This is a genomic window from Plantibacter sp. MMLR14_011 (genome assembly GCF_001865025.1).
Lineage (GTDB): Bacteria > Actinomycetota > Actinomycetes > Actinomycetales > Microbacteriaceae > Plantibacter > Plantibacter flavus_A.
The window spans coordinates 77,196-94,737 of sequence record NZ_MJGW01000017.1; the positions used below are offsets into that span (position 1 = coordinate 77,196).

At 69.0% G+C, this 17,542-nt stretch carries 17 protein-coding genes; 2 read left to right on the forward strand and 15 right to left on the reverse strand.

The window, feature by feature from the left end; genetic code table 11:
- Window positions 1-99 precede the first annotated feature (99 nt).
- From rsfS to rplU, 9 genes are all read right to left on the reverse strand, one after another.
- Window positions 100-477 (reverse strand): ribosome silencing factor, encoded by a 378-nt coding sequence (gene rsfS / locus BIU99_RS08745; RefSeq protein ID WP_064295591.1) that lies wholly within the window; start codon window positions 475-477, stop codon window positions 100-102.
- 55 nt (window positions 478-532) lie between these two features.
- Window positions 533-1,825, reverse strand: coding sequence for a hypothetical protein (locus tag BIU99_RS08750; RefSeq protein WP_139205389.1), 1,293 nt, complete (start codon window positions 1,823-1,825; stop codon window positions 533-535).
- Window positions 1,822-2,439: a nicotinate-nucleotide adenylyltransferase gene (nadD, locus tag BIU99_RS08755; RefSeq protein WP_255376693.1), complete on the reverse strand. Its 618-nt coding sequence runs from the start codon at window positions 2,437-2,439 to the stop codon at window positions 1,822-1,824. Before nadD ends, BIU99_RS08750 begins: the two co-directional genes overlap by 4 nt.
- 10 nt (window positions 2,440-2,449) lie before the next feature.
- Window positions 2,450-2,659 carry a hypothetical protein gene (locus tag BIU99_RS08760; RefSeq protein WP_064295593.1) on the reverse strand — a complete coding sequence of 70 codons (210 nt, stop codon included), beginning with the start codon at window positions 2,657-2,659 and terminating at the stop codon, window positions 2,450-2,452.
- A 49-nt stretch (window positions 2,660-2,708) separates the two neighbouring features.
- Window positions 2,709-3,977 (reverse strand): glutamate-5-semialdehyde dehydrogenase, encoded by a 1,269-nt coding sequence (locus BIU99_RS08765; protein ID WP_064295594.1) that lies wholly within the window; start codon window positions 3,975-3,977, stop codon window positions 2,709-2,711.
- 42 nt (window positions 3,978-4,019) lie between these two features.
- Complete coding sequence (gene proB / locus BIU99_RS08770) at window positions 4,020-4,799, reverse strand: glutamate 5-kinase (RefSeq protein ID WP_071260830.1); 780 nt, start codon at window positions 4,797-4,799, stop codon at window positions 4,020-4,022.
- Window positions 4,796-6,370 (reverse strand): GTPase ObgE, encoded by a 1,575-nt coding sequence (gene obgE / locus BIU99_RS08775; protein WP_071260832.1) that lies wholly within the window; start codon window positions 6,368-6,370, stop codon window positions 4,796-4,798. Before obgE ends, proB begins: the two co-directional genes overlap by 4 nt.
- Before the next feature lie 91 nt (window positions 6,371-6,461).
- Window positions 6,462-6,719, reverse strand: coding sequence for a 50S ribosomal protein L27 (gene rpmA / locus BIU99_RS08780; RefSeq protein ID WP_056006626.1), 258 nt, complete (start codon window positions 6,717-6,719; stop codon window positions 6,462-6,464).
- Between the two features lie 20 nt (window positions 6,720-6,739).
- Entirely contained in the window at window positions 6,740-7,048 is a 309-nt protein-coding gene (gene rplU / locus BIU99_RS08785; RefSeq protein ID WP_079002324.1) for a 50S ribosomal protein L21, read from the reverse strand.
- A gap of 335 nt (window positions 7,049-7,383) precedes the next feature.
- On the opposite strand from rplU, the gene BIU99_RS08790 reads away from it, so the two are divergent.
- Window positions 7,384-7,674, forward strand: a complete 291-nt coding sequence (locus BIU99_RS08790) for a DUF4031 domain-containing protein (protein ID WP_071260834.1) — start codon at window positions 7,384-7,386, stop codon at window positions 7,672-7,674.
- A gap of 10 nt (window positions 7,675-7,684) precedes the next feature.
- Here the strand turns inward: BIU99_RS08790 and BIU99_RS08795 are convergent, their stop codons facing one another.
- Window positions 7,685-10,099, reverse strand: a complete 2,415-nt coding sequence (locus BIU99_RS08795; protein WP_254773598.1) for an Rne/Rng family ribonuclease — start codon at window positions 10,097-10,099, stop codon at window positions 7,685-7,687.
- A gap of 312 nt (window positions 10,100-10,411) precedes the next feature.
- Here BIU99_RS08795 and BIU99_RS08800 point away from each other — a divergent pair, with 312 nt between their 5' ends.
- The gene (locus BIU99_RS08800) at window positions 10,412-11,011 is read left to right on the forward strand and encodes a vitamin K epoxide reductase family protein (protein WP_064295599.1); all 600 of its coding nucleotides are present in this window, start codon (window positions 10,412-10,414) and stop codon (window positions 11,009-11,011) included.
- Between the two features lie 87 nt (window positions 11,012-11,098).
- Here BIU99_RS08800 and ndk read toward each other — a convergent pair whose 3' ends face one another.
- From ndk to BIU99_RS08825, 5 genes are all read right to left on the reverse strand, one after another.
- The gene (ndk, locus tag BIU99_RS08805) at window positions 11,099-11,515 is read right to left on the reverse strand and encodes a nucleoside-diphosphate kinase (RefSeq protein ID WP_064295600.1); all 417 of its coding nucleotides are present in this window, start codon (window positions 11,513-11,515) and stop codon (window positions 11,099-11,101) included.
- A 2-nt stretch (window positions 11,516-11,517) separates the two neighbouring features.
- A complete protein-coding gene (locus tag BIU99_RS08810) occupies window positions 11,518-11,892 on the reverse strand; it encodes a DUF4233 domain-containing protein (RefSeq protein ID WP_064295611.1) in 375 nt (124 codons plus the stop codon).
- Window positions 11,889-13,268 (reverse strand): folylpolyglutamate synthase/dihydrofolate synthase family protein, encoded by a 1,380-nt coding sequence (locus BIU99_RS08815; RefSeq protein ID WP_064295601.1) that lies wholly within the window; start codon window positions 13,266-13,268, stop codon window positions 11,889-11,891. Before BIU99_RS08815 ends, BIU99_RS08810 begins: the two co-directional genes overlap by 4 nt.
- Window positions 13,258-16,626, reverse strand: a complete 3,369-nt coding sequence (gene ileS / locus BIU99_RS08820; protein ID WP_071260835.1) for an isoleucine--tRNA ligase — start codon at window positions 16,624-16,626, stop codon at window positions 13,258-13,260. Before ileS ends, BIU99_RS08815 begins: the two co-directional genes overlap by 11 nt.
- A 240-nt stretch (window positions 16,627-16,866) precedes the next feature.
- Complete coding sequence (locus BIU99_RS08825; RefSeq protein WP_071260836.1) at window positions 16,867-17,517, reverse strand: TetR/AcrR family transcriptional regulator; 651 nt, start codon at window positions 17,515-17,517, stop codon at window positions 16,867-16,869.
- Between the last annotated feature and the right edge of the window lie 25 nt (window positions 17,518-17,542).

A 17,542-nucleotide genomic window follows, 5' to 3' on the forward strand; every position in this document is an offset into this window, starting at 1 on the left:
CTTGCTTGCCCCTGCTGTTTCAGCGGAAGCAACTTGAATAGGTTACTACATCTTGAGAGCGGTTGTGACCACTTTCGGTGCTCGGCACCGACGGGATGGTCAGTTCGCGGGCTGCGGTGCGGACGAGACCAGCGGAATCACCGGGCAGTCCTTCCACAGACGCTCCAGCGAGTAATACATCCGCTCCTCCTCGTGGAAGACGTGGACGACGACCTCGCCGAAGTCGAGCAGGATCCACCGCCCCTCGGACTTGCCTTCGCGCCGCAGCGTCTTCACGCCGCTCGCGTTCAAGCGGTCCTCGACCTCGCCGGCGATGGCGACGACGTTGCGCTCGCTCCGGCCGGTGACGAGGAGGAAGGCGTCGACGAACGGCAACGGACCGGAGACGTCGAGCGCGACGAGATCCTCGCCGCCCTTGGACTCGGCTGCGGTCGCTGCGAGCTGGACGGCTTCCAGTGTGGTGTCGGACAGGGTCATGTGGTGTACTCCTCTGACGATCGCATGGAACGCGATCGGGTGAATGCCGGCAGGGCTAGAACGCTCCGCCGAAGAAACCGATGATGAGCACCGCGATCACGCCGGCGGCGAGCACCGCGGCGGCGATCGCGAGCGTCATCAACAGTTTGTTGCTCTGGTTGGTGGTGGCCGGGACGACGTCGCGGGTGGAACCGTGGCTGCTGACCGCACGGCTGGCCGCGACCGGAGATGCCGCGGTGACCGAGGCCGGCAGCTCATCGCCCTCGATGAGTCGGTCGATCCCTGCACCGTCGAAATGGTTCGGGTCCTGACCGGCGGAACCCAGTCCGCGGGGCAGATCGATGGTTCCGGTGATGAGGATCTCGCCCGTGGAGTTGGACGTGGCTCCCGCTTCAGCCTGGGCCGGAGCGACGGGGATGATGAGCGAACTCGTGGTGATCTGCCCCGTGCTCGTCATGCCGCTTCCGAGGAGGTCCTCGAACGCGACCTCGTTGTCCGCCTGCGAAGCCTTCTCGGCTTCGAGTGCCGCGACGAGCATGGAGTCGCGCCCGAACCCCTTGGACAGGGTCGACGCGGGGTCCTCGGAGATGTCGTCGCGATCCGAGACGTCGAAGAGTGAACCGGTGGCCACCGGCGCCGCAGCGGCGGGGGTCACGGAAGGCGTCGGCGCCTCGGCCGACCGGGCCTTGGCCGCGCGCTCGTCGGCGGCGGCCCGCTCAGCGGCCTTGCGTTCTGCCGCCTTGCGTTCGGCGGCCTTGCGTTCTGCAGCCTGCTGTTCTTCGGCCTTGCGCGCGGCGGCCTGGCGCTGCTCGGCCTGCTTGGTGGCCTCGGCTTCGCGACGTTCCTGCTCAGCAGCAGCGGCAGCCTTGGCGCCCGCTTCCTGCTGCGCGAGCTTCGCTGCCTGCTGACGGGCCGCCTTGTTCTGCTTCTGAGGCGGAGCGACCACCTGATCGGGCGTCCGCGGCGGCAGGGCGACCGAGGGGACCGGCTGCTCGACCGGAGGAGCGACCGGCGCTGCCGGGGAGCCCACCTGCTCGATCGAGCCGGTGCGCTCGAGTTCTCGCAACTGACGACGCGTGAGTCCACCGGTCGGGGCCGGAGCCGGCGCACCGGATGCCGGAGCGCTCGACGACGGCGCGGGTGACGTGGACGCTGGTGCTGGAGCGCTCTCGTCGCGCGACGTGGTCTGCCCGGGGATCGCTCCCCCGGCGACGGGTTCGGATGTCGACGCGCGTCGTGTCCGTGGCGCAGCAGTGTCGGGCGTCGCTTCGTCAGCGGACGTCGACGGCTGCTGGCTCGCTCGAGCCTGTCGCCTGGTCAGGGGCGCATCCTCTGGCAACGCGGTCATGTGGCTTCACTCCGATACAGGTGGTGCTTGGTGATGTACTGCACGACACCGTCGGGAACCAGATACCAGACCGGAAAGCCTTTGCTCACCCGGCTCCGGCAATCCGTCGACGATATCGCTAGGGCCGGAACTTCCAACAAGCTTACGTCGTGCTGTGGTAATCCGGAAACGTTCAAATCGTGTCCCGGTCTACTCACAGCGACGAAGTGAGCGAGGTCCCAGACCTCCCTGACGTCTTTCCAACTGAGGATCTGGGCGATCGCGTCGGCACCCGTGATGAAGAACAGCTCGGCATCGGGACGTTTGCGGCGCAGATCGCGCAGCGTGTCGATCGTGTACGTCGGTCCGGCTCGATCGATGTCGACCCGGCTGACGGTGAAGCGGGGGTTCGCTGCGGTGGCGATCACGGTCATGAGGTAGCGGTGCTCGCTGTCGCTCACGCCCGACTTCCGGTACGGCATGCCGGTCGGGACGAAGACGACCTCATCGAGATCGAAGTGCTGCGCGACCTCCGAGGCGGCGACGAGGTGCCCGTGGTGGATCGGATCGAACGTCCCACCCATGACCCCGATCCGAGGACGACGGGTCGTCGTCTCGGTGACGGGCGCGCTCACGCCGGACAGCCTAGTGGCCGTGCTCGCCGTGAGCGGAGGCCGACTCGCCCTTGTCGGCGTGACGGTTGGCGACGTCGCGGTAGCTGAAGGTCACAGCGCCGAGGATGGCGAACAGCACGAGGGCGACCGCACCGAACACCCAGGTCGGTGCGGCGAGTTCGACGGCGTGCTCCGATTCAGCCAGGACGGCGGTGGCCAAGACGGACGCGGCAATCGACATGATCTCTCCTTCTGTGCGACGCCTGGTGACGCCCGTACCAGTCTAGCGACTACCGACGGGTGTGGCCCGAACCACGCACGAGCCACTTCGTGCTCGTGAGTTCCGGCAGTCCCATCGGACCGCGGGCATGGAGTTTCTGCGTCGAAATGCCGACCTCCGCGCCGAATCCGAACTCGGCGCCGTCGGTGAAGCGGGTCGAGGCGTTGACCATGACGACGGCCGAATCGACCTCGGCGAGGAACCGATCGGCGTTCACCACGTCGTTCGTGATGATCGCGTCGGTGTGTCCGGTGGAGTATCGGTCGATGTGCTCGAGCGCGGCGTCGAGGTCGTCGACCACGCGCACCGAGAGCTCGAGCGACATGTGCTCGGTGGACCAGTCCTCCTCCACGGCGGGCACGACGTCGGCGAAGACCTCCCTGGCGCGTTCGTCCGCGTGGATCAGCACCCCGTGCTCGCGCAGGTCGCCGAGCACGGCGGGCAGCACGCGCGCGGCCGCAGCACGGTGGACGAGGATCGTCTCGAGCGCGTTGCAGACCGATGGGCGCTGCACCTTGGCGTTGCGGACGATGTCCACCGCCCAGTCGAGTTCGGCACTCTCGTCGAGGAACACGTGGACGACGCCGGCGCCGGTCTCGATCACGGGGACCGTCGACTCCCGGACGACCGTCTCGATGAGTGACGCGCTCCCCCGCGGGATGAGGACGTCGATCAGGCCTCTGGCGTTCATGAGCTGCTTCGCACCGTCGCGACCGAACTCGTCGATGGTCTGTACCGCATCCCCGGGAAGGCCGACGGACTCGAGTGCCGATCGCAGCAGCCCCACGAGGACCGCGTTCGAGTGTTCCGCCGCCGACCCGCCGCGGAGCACCACGGCGTTGCCGCTCTTGATCGCGAGGGCGGCGATGTCGACCGTGACGTTCGGGCGCGCCTCGTAGATCGCGCCGACCACGCCGAACGGGACGCGTACCTGCTCGAGCTTCACCCCGTCCGGAGTGTTGCTTCCGCGGACCACCTGGCCGACCGGGTCGACGATCGCGATGACGTCGCGGACCGCCACCGCGAGCCCGTCGATGCGGCCCCGGTCGAGGCGGAGACGGTCTTGCAGGCCGACACTGATGCCCTGCTCGCGTCCCGCGACGAGGTCGCGCTCGTTGGCGGCGATGACCGCATCCGCACCCTCGACGATCGCGACGGCGATGGCCTCGAGGGCCCGGTTCTTCTGCGCGGTGGTCGCCTGGGCGAGGACCCGGGAGGCACGCTTCGCAGCGGTGAGACGATCCGCGAGTGGCAGCACGGTGGTGGTTGGCGACGACATGCGTCGATTCTACTCAGCGGCGTCCGGTGGACGCTCTCCGCGTCACGCCGGTTGGAACCAGGTGCCGAGGTGCTCACCGCGGAGGGCTGACGCGACGTTCGTGGTCGACGTCACGAGGACGGACGTCCCCGCCTCGGCGGCCAACCGGGCGGCCGACACCTTCGTGCCCGCTCCCCCGGTACCGATGCCCGCGGAGCCGATGTCGCCGAAGGTGACGCCCGAGAGGGTGTCTCCGAACGGGACCTCCTCGATGCGCTCGGCACCCGCTTCGTGCGGAGGGCGGGTGTACAGCGCGTCGACGTCGCTCAGGAGGACGAGGACGTCGGCCGCGACGAGGACCGACACGAGGGCGGCCAGGCGGTCGTTGTCGCCGAACCGGATCTCGTGCGTGGCGACGGTGTCGTTCTCGTTGACGATCGGCAGGATGCGCAACCCGAGGAGCCGTTCCATCGCCCGCTGGGCATTGCTCCGGTGACTGGGGTTCTCGAGATCACCGGCAGTGAGCAGCACCTGGCCCGCGACGATGCCGAACCGGTCGAGGCTGTCCTGGTACCGGTAGATCAGCACGTTCTGCCCGACGGCGGCAGCCGCCTGCTGCGTCGCCAGGTCGCTCGGACGGGCGTCGAGGCGGAGGTAGGGCATCCCGGTCGCGATGGCGCCCGAGGACACGAGGATGACCTCGGTGCCTCGGGCGTGCGCCTCGGCCAGCGCCTCGACCAGCGCAGTGATCTGCCCGGCGTTGTCGCCACTGATCGAGGAGGACCCGACCTTCACGACGATGCGTCGCGCCGAGGGGATGCCACTGCGCTGGTGGATGGTCACCGGTCGTCGTCCTCCGTCGTGACACCCTCGTCCTGCGGTGCGTCGGCCGGCACGGAGCCAACCTCGAAGCCCTCGTCGTCGTTCCAGAGACCGGCCGCACGTTCACGGAGCAGCTCGGCACGAGCCTCGGCCTTGGCATCCATGCGCTCGAAGTACTCGTCGCGACGCTGGTTGCGCGTCGGGCGGTGGCTCGCGTCGAGACGCGGGTCCGTTCCACGCGGCTGCGTCAGCAGTTCCGCGGTGCTCGTGAGCGTGGGCTCCCAGTCGAAGACCACACCGCCACCCGCACCGATCATCACGGTCGCGCCGGCGACGGCACCGGCCTTGAAGAGCGCCTCTTCGACGCCGAGCTTCGCCAGGCGGTCCGCGAGGAACCCGACGGCCTCCTCGTTGTTGAAGTCCGTCTGCTGCACCCAGCGTTCCGGCTTCGCGCCGATGATGCGGTAGAGGTTGCCGTAGGTGCCACCCTCGACCGTGACGGTGAACTTGGAGTCGTCGACCGGCTTCGGGCGCAGCACGATCCGGGGCTTGGCGGCCTCGAGGGCTGCGCGGGCGCGGCTCTCCTCGACGAGCTCGCTCAACGCGAACGAAAGCTGTCGGAGGCCCTCGCGCGAGACCGTCGAGATCTCGAAGACCTTGTAGCCGCGCGCCTCGAGGTCGGGACGCAGGAACTCGGCGAGCTCCCTCGCCTCCGGGACGTCGATCTTGTTGAGGGCGATGAGCTGCGGGCGCTCGACCAGCGGCGTCTGCCCCTCCGGTACCGGGTAGGCGGCGAGCTCGGCCAGGATGATGTCGAGGTCGCTGATCGGGTCGCGTCCCGGTTCGAGCGTCGCGCAGTCCAGCACGTGCAGGAGCGCGGAGCAGCGCTCGACGTGACGCAGGAACTCGAGACCGAGGCCCTTGCCCTCACTGGCGCCCTCGATGAGCCCGGGGACGTCCGCCATGGTGTAGCGGACCTCGCCGGCCTCGACGACGCCGAGGTTCGGGTGCAGGGTGGTGAACGGGTAGTCCGCGATCTTGGGCTTTGCAGCGGACATCGCCGCGATGAGGCTGGACTTGCCGGCGGAGGGGTACCCGACGAGCGCGACGTCTGCGACGGTCTTCAGCTCGAGGAGGACGTCACCTTCCCAGCCGGGCGTGCCGAGCAGCGCGAACCCGGGGGCCTTGCGCTTGGTCGAGGACAGTGCCGCGTTCCCGAGGCCGCCCTGGCCGCCGGGAGCGACGACGAACTCCATGCCGGGCTCGACGAAGTCGACGAGTTCGACGCCGTCGACGTCCTTGACGACCGTCCCGACGGGGACGGGCAGGATCAGCGTCTCGCCCTGGAACCCGTTGCGGTGGTCGCCCATGCCGAAGCCGCCGGTGTCGGAGCTCCGGTGCGGTGACCGGTGGTACCCGAGCAGCGTCGTGATCTGAGGATCGGACACGAGCACGATGTCACCACCGTGTCCGCCGTTGCCGCCATCGGGGCCGGCCAGCGGCTTGAACTTCTCGCGCTTCACGGAGACGCAGCCGTTGCCGCCGCCGCCCGCTCGCAGGTGCAGTGTGACCCGGTCGACGAATGTGACCATGGACGCTCAGCCCCTCTCTGGATCATGGAACTCGGTTGTACGACAGCAGGGGGCGGGCCGAAGCCCGCCCCCTGCTGGAAAGACGTTGTTGCTACTCTGCAGCAGCGACGATGTTGACGACCTTGCGGCCGCCCTTGTTGCCGAACTGCACGGAGCCGGCCTCGAGGGCGAACAGCGTGTCGTCGCCGCCACGACCGACGTTGGCGCCGGGGTGGAAGTGCGTGCCGCGCTGACGGACGAGGATCTCGCCCGCGAGGACGACCTGGCCGCCGAAGCGCTTCACACCGAGACGCTGTGCGTTGGAGTCACGACCGTTGCGAGTGGAACTCGCACCCTTCTTGTGTGCCATCTCTTCTTCTCCTCGATGCCTTACTTGATGCCGGTGATCTTGACGCGCGTGAGCTCCTGACGGTGCCCCTGACGCTTCTTGTAACCGGTCTTGTTCTTGAACTTCTGGATGATGATCTTCGGACCGCGGAGGTTCTCGAGCACCTCGGCCGTCACCGTGATCTTCGCGAGCGACTTCGCGTCGGAGATGATCTTCTCACCGTCGACGTGGAGCACCGCGGGAAGCTCGATGTTGCCATCCTTGTCGGCCTTGACCCGGTCCATCGTGACGATGGTTCCGATCTCGACCTTCTCCTGCCGTCCTCCGGCGCGCACAACTGCGTAAACCACTACGTACCCGTTCTTTGGGGAGCGAAACGCTCCGACTGACTGTTGCTGGAAGTTACTGCTCGGAAAGGCTCGAACACGTGGGACACCTTGATGGCAGAAAACCGTTGGGCGTGGCAATGAAAACTCAATGCACACCAACGGTCGAGTTTACTTCATCGTGCAGTCCAGGTCAAACCAGCGGGCACAGAACCTCGTGACCGAGGCTGTTCCTCACGGCTCCCACACCGGACGCACTCGACAAGTGTACCCCGGGGGCTCCTGAACGCCGGCCGGGTGCCCGGCGCGTCCGAGCGCGGACGGGAATCGCGATGGACGCTCGATGGTTGGATGGTGGCATGACGGTGCTCATCGATCCCCCGCTGTGGCCGGCGCACGGCACGCTCTGGTCCCACGTGGTGAGTGACAGCTCCCTGGAGGAGTTGCACGCCTTCGCCGGACGCACCGGGCTCCCGCCGCGATCGTTCGACCTCGACCACTACGACGTCCCCGCCGAGCGCCACACCTCGCTCGTGGCGGCCGGCGCCGTCCCGGTGACCGGCGGCGAACTCGTCCGTCGACTCATCGCCAGCGGCTTGCGCATCACCGCACGCGAACGGCGCGCCTCCCGAGGAGACGCGCCGTCCTGATACGACCGGACTATTCGGTCTGACGCTGCGCGCCGTCCGACCCGACGGCCTGTCCGCCCGCGAGAGAAGCGGTGGACACCCGACGGCTGCGGCCGCGACCCTGGCCAGGCTGCTTCGGCTCGGGGAGCGCGTCGAGGACGGATTCGAGCAGGTGCTCGGGGTCCGCGACGGCTGCGCGACGCGGCTTGTCGGCGACCGGTGCGATCGGCAGGTCGAGCAAGGCCAACGTCGGGGCCGCGGATTCGCTCGGCGCCTCGGTGGGGCGTTCCTCCGAAGAACCCCGGCGGGATCCGTCACCGCCACGACGACGCGGTTCACGCTTCTCGCGCCGGCTCCGACGACCGTCGTGCGACCCGGACTGATCCTCCGGTGACGTCGTGGACTCGTCCGCGACCGGCCCCTCGGAACCCTGCGCCTCGGTGTGCTGGGACTGCGTGTGCTGCGCCTCGGCCACGACGGCGTCGGCCACGGCCTCGGCGGCGGCGAGCTCCTCGTGGTGTAGCGTGCGCGCCGCGATCAGGGCGAGCGCGTTCTTCGCGTCGTCGGTGATCCCGTGCGTCTGTCCGGCCGGCTTCTGCTGGGCGCCCTGGCCGTTCGAGGACGGCTGGCCGCCCTGTGACCCACCCTTGCCGCGACGGCGCTGCTGCTCCGGCTGCGGCGTCTGGCGGTGCTTCACGACGGGGTCGTGGTGCACGACGACGCCGCGTCCGGCGCAGACCTCGCAGGGCTCGCTGAACGTCTCGAGCAGGCCGAGACCGAGCTTCTTGCGCGTCATCTGCACGAGACCGAGCGAGGTGACCTCGGCGACCTGGTGCTTCGTGCGGTCGCGGCTGAGGCACTCCACGAGGCGGCGCAGCACGAGGTCGCGGTTCGATTCGAGCACCATGTCGATGAAGTCGACGACGATGATCCCGCCGATGTCGCGCAGCCGCAGCTGACGCACGACCTCCTCAGCGGCCTCGAGGTTGTTCTTGGTGACCGTCTCCTCGAGGTTGCCGCCGGAACCGACGAACTTCCCCGTGTTGACGTCGACGACCGTCATGGCCTCGGTGCGGTCGATCACGAGGGATCCGCCGGACGGCAGCCAGACCTTGCGGTCGAGCGCCTTCTCGATCTGCTCGGCGATGCGGTAATCGACGAAGGAGTCGCCCGTGCCGTCGTACGGCTCGACCCGCTCGAGCAGGTCGGGGGCGACGCCGCGAAGGTAGCTCTGGATGTCCTGCAGCGCGTCCGAGCCCTGGATGACGAGCTTGTGGAAGTCCTCGTTGAAGACGTCGCGGATGATCTTGATGAGCAGGTCGGGCTCGCTGTGCAGCAGTGCCGGCGACTGGACCGTCTCGATCTGACGGGAGATCTCCGACCACTGCGACTTCAGCCGCGTGACGTCGAGCGTGAGCTGCTCCTCGGTCGCTCCCTCGGCGGCCGTGCGGACGATGACGCCGACGTTCTCCGGAAGGACCTCCTTGAGGATCTTCTTCAGGCGGGCGCGCTCCGTGTCGGGCAGCTTGCGCGAGATGCCGTTCATCGAGCCGTTCGGGACGTAGACGAGGTACCGACCGGGGAGCGAGACCTGACTCGTCAGGCGCGCGCCCTTGTGTCCGACCGGGTCCTTCGTGACCTGGACGAGGACCTTGTCGCCGCCCTTGAGCGCGAGCTCGATCCGGCGGGGCTGATTGCCCGTCTCCACGGAGTCCCAGTCGACCTCGCCGGAGTAGAGCACTGCGTTGCGTCCGCGACCGATGTCGACGAACGCCGCCTCCATGCTGGGCAGGACGTTCTGCACGCGACCGAGGTAGACGTTGCCGATGAGCGACGCCTCCTGGCTCCTGGCGACGTAGTGCTCCACGAGCACGCCGTCCTCCAGCACGCCGATCTGCGTCTTGCCGTTCTTGGAGCGGACGACCATGACACGGTCGACCGATTCGCGGCGGGCGAGGAACTCGGCCTCGGTGACGACCGGACGACGACGACCCGCGTCGCGTCCGTCACGGCGACGCTGCTTCTTGGCCTCGAGCCTCGTCGAGCCGCGCACCTTCTGCGGTTCGGTGATGAGTTCCGGCTCACGCGGCGTGCGGACCTTGACCACGTTGCGGGTGTCGGAGCGCGAGTCGCCACCCCGCTCGCCCTGCTCCGGTCCGTCCTCGCCGGCACGACGACGCGTGCGACGCCTCGACGAGCTGAGCTCGGCCTCGAGCGGTTCGTCGTCGCGGTGGACGATCGGCGGCAGGTCGGGTGCCTGGAACAGCAGCATGGTGGTCGGTGGACGCACCGGTGCCGCAGGTGCCGACTGCTCGTCGGGCCCGGCCGCCTGGGCGTCCGTCTCGGTGCTGGTCGACTCGTCCGCCGTCTCGGGCGTCGTGAGGTGCTGTTCGGTCGGTTCGTGCTCGGTGCCCGGCGTGGCCGGATCCTCGGTGTGCTCTTTCACCATTCCTGGTGTACTCCCCTATGCCGGGTCGGTGGCCGCGCCACCCTCCGGTTCTTCGTCTCGTGCGTGCGGCCGCGGGTGCAGCCGTTCGCAAATCCTGTGTGATCGCTGGCTCTCGGAGCTCTCACGATCGTGCCGGCACGTGCCGGCGGGTCCTGGGCTCTCATTGCCCAACAAGCCTGTTGTGTCGTGCGGTCGAGCGCGGCTCGGGCACCACCCCACGATTATCGCACGAACAGGGCCGACGGTCCTGAGTACGGACCACCCGGGCATGTCCCGCCGCCGTTCAGGCGGGCGTGCGAGAATCAGGGCGTGTCAACTCCGGTCATCGACGCGCGCCCCAGGGGCCTCGCGATCTTCCTCATCGTCGCAGGCGTCATCGGGTGGATCGCGGCGTTCGCGCTCACCCTCGACAAGTTCCAGCTCCTGCAGGATCCGAACGCCCAGCTCGGCTGCAATCTGAGCATCCTCGTGCAGTGCGGGGTCAACCTGAACTCCTGGCAGGGTGCCATCCTCGGGTTCCCGAATCCGATCATCGGTCTCGCCGCCTGGATCGCCCCGATCGCCGTCGGCGTCGCGGTCCTCGCCGGTGCGCAGTTCGCGCGGTGGTTCTGGATCGCCTTCAACATCGGGTTCCTCGGCGCGCTGGGATTCGTCATCTGGCTGATCTCGCAGAGCATCTTCGTCCTCGGCACGCTGTGCCCGTGGTGCATGGTCACCTGGTCGGTGACGATCCCCTCCTTCATCGCGGTCACCGCGTTCACCCTGCGGAACGGCATCATCCCGGCGTCCCCCGCCGTCCGCCGCGTCGCCGGGGTCGTGTCCTCCTGGATCGTGGTGGTGACGCTCGGGTGCTACCTCGTCGTGGCGGTCATCGCCCAGCTCCGCCTCGACGTCCTGTCCTACCTGTAGCCGGTGGCGGCCCGGACGGCCGCCTCACGCACACGACGAAGCCCGCCCCGGAATCGGAGGCGGGCTTCGTCGTGCGGAGTCGGTGCGTCAGGCGAACCAGAGCGCGAGCTCGCGGGAGGCGGACTCGGGGCTGTCCGAACCGTGCACGAGGTTCTGCTGGACCTTGAGGCCCCAGTCGCGGCCGAAGTCGCCGCGGATGGTCCCGGGCGCGGCGGTGGTCGGGTCGGTCGTGCCGGCGAGCGAGCGGAAGCCCTCGATGACGCGGTTGCCGGCGACGCGGATCGCGACGACGGGACCGCTCAGCATGAACTCGACGAGGGGCTCGTAGAACGGCTTGCCCTCGTGCTCGGCGTAGTGGGCGGCCAGCAGCTCGCGGTCCGGCTCGACCATGCGCAGGTCCACGAGCGAATAGCCCTTCGCCTCGATCCGACGGAGGATCTCGCCGGTCAGGTTGCGTGCGACGCCGTCAGGCTTCACGAGTACCAGGGTTTCTTCAACAGCCACGGTCAATCCTTCGCTTCTCGGTAGAGCGCCTGCTGACGCTCGATCTTGTCGCCTTGGACCATCGCATAGGTCCAGACGGCTGCGGCCATTCCGCCGACGAGGAACATCATCGGCACGAGCAGGCCGGTAGCCACGATAGCGGCTTGCACCGCCCAGCCCAGCCAATACCCCCAGCGGAATCGCAGGAGCGGGATCGTCGCGACGATGATCAGGCACAGCACCGCTCCGCCGATCAACGCGACCGGGGCCGGGAGGGCCTTCAGCCCGAAGATGACGAGCGCACCGAGGAACATGACGATCATCTCGAAGCCCAGGATGATCGATCCGAGAGTCTGCTTGATGCTCCGTGGAGCCCGGCTCCGTGCCATGCCGCTCATGCGGTCGCCTTCCATTCCCGATCGTCGGCGATCTCGATCGCCTCGCCCACGAGGGTGATCGAGCCGGTGATCACGACCAGGCGGCGCGGCGCCTCCTCGGCCCAGCGCCGTGCGTCCTCCGCGGCCTCGTCGAGGGTGTCGGCGAAGGTCGACGCCGGCAGGTCGAGCGACGCCGCGAGGCGCGAGAGCTCCTCGGCGGGGATCGCCCGCTCCGACTCGGACTGGGTGAAGAAGAAGCCGGATGCGGCGGGCGCCAGGGTCGTCAGGATGCCGGCGGCGTCCTTGTCCTGGAGGATGCCGACCACGAAGGCGATCTCGTCGACGTCGAAGTAGCTGCCGAGCGCGGCGACCAGGGACGCGGCACCGTGCGGGTTGTGCGCCGCGTCGACGAGCACGGTCGGTTCGGTGCCGATCAGCTGCAGACGGCCCGGGGAGGCGACCTCGGTGAGGCCCTCCGCGAGGACGTCCTCCGCGACCGGCTGGGTCGCTCCGCCGAGGAACGCCTCGACCGCGGCGATCGCGAGCGTCGCGTTCCGTCCCTGGTGGTCCCCGTAGAGCGGGAGGTACAGCTCCGGGTAGGTGCCGGCGCGCCCTCGGACGGTGATGAGCTGTCCGCCCACCGCCACGGCGTCCTGCACGAGGGCGAACTCCTCACCCTCGAACACGGCCGGGTCGTCGACCGCGGCGGCGGCGTCGATGATCGCCTGACGCGCGTCGGGGTGCTGAGCGGCCGAGACCACCTGCGCTCCGGGCTTGATGATGCCGGCCTTGGTGCGCGCGATCTCGGCGATCGTCTTGCCGAGCCGCTGCACGTGGTCGAGGTCGATGGGCGTGAAGACGGCGACCTCGGCATCGGCGGCGTTCGTCGAGTCCCAGGCACCGCCCATCCCCACCTCGACGACGGCGACGTCGACGGGGGCGTCGCCGAAGCAGGCGAAGCCCAGCACGGTGAGCGCCTCGAAGAAGGTCAGCGCGGGCTCACCGGCCGCCGTGAGCTCGGCGTCGACCATCGCGAGATACGGCTTGATGTCGTCCCAGTTCCTGGCGACGGCCTCGTCCGAGATCCGCTCGCCGTCGATCCCGATGCGCTCGGTGAACCGGACGAGGTGCGGACTCGTGAAGAGACCGGTGCGGAGCCCGTGGGCACGGAGGATGCTCTCGATCATGCGCGCCGTACTCGTCTTGCCGTTCGTCCCGGCGATCTGGATGATCGCGAAGGACGACTCAGGGTTGCCGAGGAGCTCGAGCGCCCGCTTGGTCGCACCGAGCCGCGGCTGCGGCTGGGCCTCCCCCAGCCGCTCCAGGAGTTCGCGGTACACGGCGTCGGCGGCATCGGCCGCGGACAGCTCGTCTCCGGGGATCAGGTCATCGGACATCGGTGGTCTCCTCTGCACGCGCGACGGTCACGGTGAAGGCTCCGGCGTTGCCGAACTTCCCGGCAGCGAACGACTGGGCGAAGCCCGACGCCCCAGCTTGCGCCTCGACGTCCGACCAGGTCAGGGACGTCGCCAGGGTGTCGCCGGCGAGGTCGACCACGTCGAGGGCGCTGCGCACCGCACGTTCGTCGGCGTCGTCCTCGAATCGGAGCTGGAGCCGGATCCGGTCGCTCACCTGCAGATCCGCCGCCTTCCGGGTGTCCTGCACGGCGCGGATGACGTCGCGGGCGAGTCCCTCCGCTTCGAGTTCGGGCGTCAGCGTGGTCTCGAGCAGGGCGAATCCACCCGAGGGCAGGAGCGCGAGTGCGACACCACCGGCGGCGCCCGAGGAGGCCTCCATGACGAGTTCGTACTCACCGTCGACGAGCTCGATGCCGCCGGCCGTGACCGTGCCGTCGACCTCCGACCAGTCGCCGCTCCGAGCGCCCTTGATCGCCTGCTGCACCGTCTTGCCGAGGCGCGGACCCGCCGCGCGGGCGTTGATCGAGAGGCGCGAGGTGACACCGAACTCGGTGCCGCTGGTGTCGGTCAGCTCGGCGAAGGAGACGGCCTTGAGGTTGAGTTCCTCGCGGAGGATCGCCTCGAACGGTGCGAGCGACGCGGGGTCGGGTGTGACCACCGTGAGCGATGCCAGGGGCAACCGGACACGGAGACCGGCCTGCTTGCGGAGGGCGAGGGTGACGCCGGAGACCTCGCGGACCCGGTCCATCGCCTCGACGAGTGCCGCGTCCTCCGGGAACGCCTCGGGCTCCGGCCAGTCGGTGAGGTGCACGCTGCGGTCGCCCGTCAGGCCGGTCCAGACCTGCTCCGTGATGAGTGGCAGGAGCGGAGCGGCGACCCGGCAGTACGCCTCGAGGACGGTGTAGAGCGTGTCGAAGGCGTCGCGGTCGAAGGCGCCACCGTCGGTCGACCAGAAACGGTCACGGGAGCGACGGACGTACCAGTTGGTCAGGACGTCCGCGAAGTCCCGCAGCGAGGCCGCTGCGAGGGTCGCGTCGAACGCCTCGAGGTGGTCGGTCACGGTGACGACGAGCTCACGCGTCTTGGCGAGGATGTAGCGGTCGAGGACGTCGGTGGAGTCCGTGCGCCACACGGCGTCGTAGCCACCAGGCACCGCCGTGTTGGCGTACAGCGAGAAGAAGTACCAGGTGTTCCACAACGGCAACATCACCTGTCGGACGCCCTCACGGATGCCTTCCTCCGTGACGACGAGGTTGCCGCCGCGCAGCACCGAGCTCGACATGAGGAACCAGCGCATGGCGTCGGAACCGTCGCGGTCGAAGACCTCGTTGACGTCCGGGTAGTTGCGCAGCGACTTCGACATCTTCTGGCCGTCGCTGCCGAGGACGATGCCGTGGCTCACGACGCTCGTGAACGCCGGCCGGTCGAACAGCGCGGTCGACAGCACGTGCAGGAGGTAGAACCACCCGCGCGTCTGGCCGATGTACTCGACGATGAAGTCCGCCGGGCTGTGCGAGTCGAACCACTCGCGGTTCTCGAACGGGTAGTGCACCTGGGCGAACGGCATCGATCCGGAGTCGAACCAGACGTCGAGGACGTCGGTGATGCGGCGCATCGTCGACCGGCCGGTGGGGTCGTCGGGGTTCGGCCGCGTGAGCTCGTCGATGTACGGGCGGTGCAGATCGGTGGGGCGTACGCCGAAGTCGGCCTCGAGCTCGTCCAGCGAGCCGTACACGTCGATGCGCGGGTAGGCCGGGTCGTCGCTCTTCCACACCGGGATCGGCGAACCCCAGTACCGGTTGCGGCTGATCGACCAGTCGCGTGCACCCGCGAGCCACTTGCCGAACTGCCCGTCCTTGACGTTCTCCGGCACCCAGGTGATCTCCTGGTTGAGTTCCTCCATGCGGTCGCGGAACTCGGGCACGCGGACGAACCAGCTCGACACCGCCTTGTAGATGAGCGGCTGCTTGCAGCGCCAGCAGTGCGGGTAGGAGTGCTCGTAGCTCGCCTGACGCAGGAGGCGTCCCTGTGCCTTCAACAGCTGGGTGAGCGGCTTGTTGGCGTCGAAGACCTGGAGACCGGCGACGTCGGACACCTCGGGGAGGAACTTCCCGCCGTCGTCGACGGAGACGATCACCGGGATGCCGGCGGCCTCGCACACCTTCTGGTCCTCTTCACCGTAGGCGGGGGCCTGGTGCACGATGCCGGTGCCGTCCTCGGTCGACACGTAGTCGGCGACGAGGATGCGCCAGGCCTGCTCCATGCCCCACTCGGCGTCGGCGTAGTAGTCCCAGAGGCGGTCGTAGGAGACGCCTTCGAGCTCGCGCCCGACGACCGTCCGAGAGACGGCGGCCTGCGCCTCGGCCGCGGAGTCGTAGCCGAGGTCCTTCGCGTAGTTGCCGAGCAGCGCCGAGGCGATGAGGTACTCGCCGCCGAGCACCTCGGTGTCGGCGTGGGCGGAGCCCTCTTCGCGGAGCACCGTTGCGTCGGGGGTGCCGTTCGGGCCGGCCGGGACGACCGCGTACTCGATGTCGGGCCCGACGGCGAGCGCGGCGTTCGTCGGCAGGGTCCAGGGCGTGGTCGTCCAGGCGAGCGCGCGGACGGCGGTCAGGCCGAGGCTCTCGGCCTTCGGACCGACCAGCGGGAAGGTGACGGTGACGGTCTGGTCCTGGCGGGAGCGGTAGACGTCGTCGTCCATCCGCAGCTCGTGGTTGGAGAGCGGCGTCTGGTCGCGCCAGCAGTAGGGCAGCACCCGGTAGCCCTCGTAGGCGAGGCCCTTGTCGTGGAGCTGCTTGAAGGCCCAGATGACCGACTCCATGTAGGTCACGTCGAGGGTCTTGTAGTCGTGCTCGAAGTCGACCCAGCGCGCCTGGCGTGTCACGTAGTCCTGCCACTCCTCCGTGTAGCGGAGGACGGAGTCGCGTGCGACCTGGTTGAAGGCGGCGAGCCCCATCTCGTCGATCTGGCGCTTGTCGGTGATGCCGAGCTGTCGCTCCGCCTCGAGCTCGGCGGGGAGGCCGTGGGTGTCCCAGCCGAACCGGCGGTGCACCTGCTTGCCGCGCATCGTCTGGAACCGGGGGAAGAGGTCCTTGGCGTAGCCCGTGAGGAGGTGACCGTAGTGCGGGAGACCGTTCGCGAAGGGTGGGCCGTCGTAGAACACCCATTCCGGAGCGCCCTCGCGCTGGTCGATGGAGGCCTGGAAGGTGCCGTCGGCGGCCCAACGGGCGAGCACCCCCTCCTCGATCGAGGGAAAGCTGGGCGACGGCGTCACGCCGAACGCCGCGCCGTTCGACGCCGACTCGGTTGGGGTCGGTTCCTGGGACTTCGGGTAGCTCATCGTTCTCCTGGCAGGTCTCGTGGGTCCTGCGAGGACGCCGGCGTTGCCGACGCGGTACCACCCCGCTTGCCGCTCCACTGGAACGGCCGCTCTGCATCGGCTGTGACGGGCCTGACCCGCTCGGTTCTACTGGGCTCCCGCTGAGCGGTCGCTGTTCTGCCGAGGACTCCCCGGTGATGGCCGGATCGATGTCGTTGGGTCCCATCGTACAGCCTGCGGAGCGGCTCCGAGGAGGGTCGGCTACGAGGAACTCGGCCCGTCGATCCGGGCGAGGGCGCGGCCGTACCCGTCCACCACCGGAGCGATCGCGCGGCGGAGGTAGTCGCCGAGCTCGCCCCGGCCGACGCCTGCGGCCGCCCAGGCCCCGGCTCCGGCGACGATCGCGCCGGCGAGCGCCGCTGCGGCGGACCGGATCGTCAGCTCGTCGGCGCGGACGGCGAGGCGCGCGAGCGAGACCCGGAGCACGGCTTGGAGACGCAGGAGCCGTTCGAGGCCGGACGCCTGCAGCTCCCAGGCGGTGTCCATCAGTTCGATCTGCGTCAGCGCCCAGGGCACGGCGCCGTTCGAGCGCTCCTCGGCGATGCCCAGGAGGGCGGCCTGCAGTGACGGCATGGCGTCGGCGACATCCGTCGCGGGGGTTTCCCCGCCTGCGGCGAGCGCCCGTTCGAGTCCGGCGAGCGCGGCGTCGACGTCGACCCAGAGGACGTCGCTCTTGGAGCCGAAGTAGTTGAAGAAGGTGTTGCGGCTGACGCCGGCGCGGCTCGCGATCTGGTCGACGGTGGTGCCGGGGTATCCCTGTTCGAGGAAGAGTTCGGCGGCCGCCTCCTCGAGGACGCGTCGGGAGGATCGTCGGGGTCTGCCGACGGCGTTCCGTGCTGGTGGTCGTGCCATGGGGGCTCCTTCCGCCGCCTGTGAG

Coding starts and splice junctions, on each gene's coding strand:
- BIU99_RS08790 (WP_071260834.1), top strand. CDS start 7,384: ATGACGGTGCTCATCGATCCCCCGCTGTGGCCGGCGCACGGCACGCTC.
- BIU99_RS08760 (WP_064295593.1), bottom strand. CDS start 2,659: ATGTCGATTGCCGCGTCCGTCTTGGCCACCGCCGTCCTGGCTGAATCG.
- BIU99_RS08810 (WP_064295611.1), bottom strand. CDS start 11,892: ATGAGCGGCATGGCACGGAGCCGGGCTCCACGGAGCATCAAGCAGACT.
- BIU99_RS08825 (WP_071260836.1), bottom strand. CDS start 17,517: ATGGCACGACCACCAGCACGGAACGCCGTCGGCAGACCCCGACGATCC.
- rpmA (WP_056006626.1), bottom strand. CDS start 6,719: ATGGCACACAAGAAGGGTGCGAGTTCCACTCGCAACGGTCGTGACTCC.
- obgE (WP_071260832.1), bottom strand. CDS start 6,370: ATGGTCACATTCGTCGACCGGGTCACACTGCACCTGCGAGCGGGCGGC.
- BIU99_RS08765 (WP_064295594.1), bottom strand. CDS start 3,977: ATGTCGTCGCCAACCACCACCGTGCTGCCACTCGCGGATCGTCTCACC.
- BIU99_RS08815 (WP_064295601.1), bottom strand. CDS start 13,268: ATGTCCGATGACCTGATCCCCGGAGACGAGCTGTCCGCGGCCGATGCC.
- ileS (WP_071260835.1), bottom strand. CDS start 16,626: ATGAGCTACCCGAAGTCCCAGGAACCGACCCCAACCGAGTCGGCGTCG.
- BIU99_RS08750 (WP_139205389.1), bottom strand. CDS start 1,825: ATGACCGCGTTGCCAGAGGATGCGCCCCTGACCAGGCGACAGGCTCGA.
- rsfS (WP_064295591.1), bottom strand. CDS start 477: ATGACCCTGTCCGACACCACACTGGAAGCCGTCCAGCTCGCAGCGACC.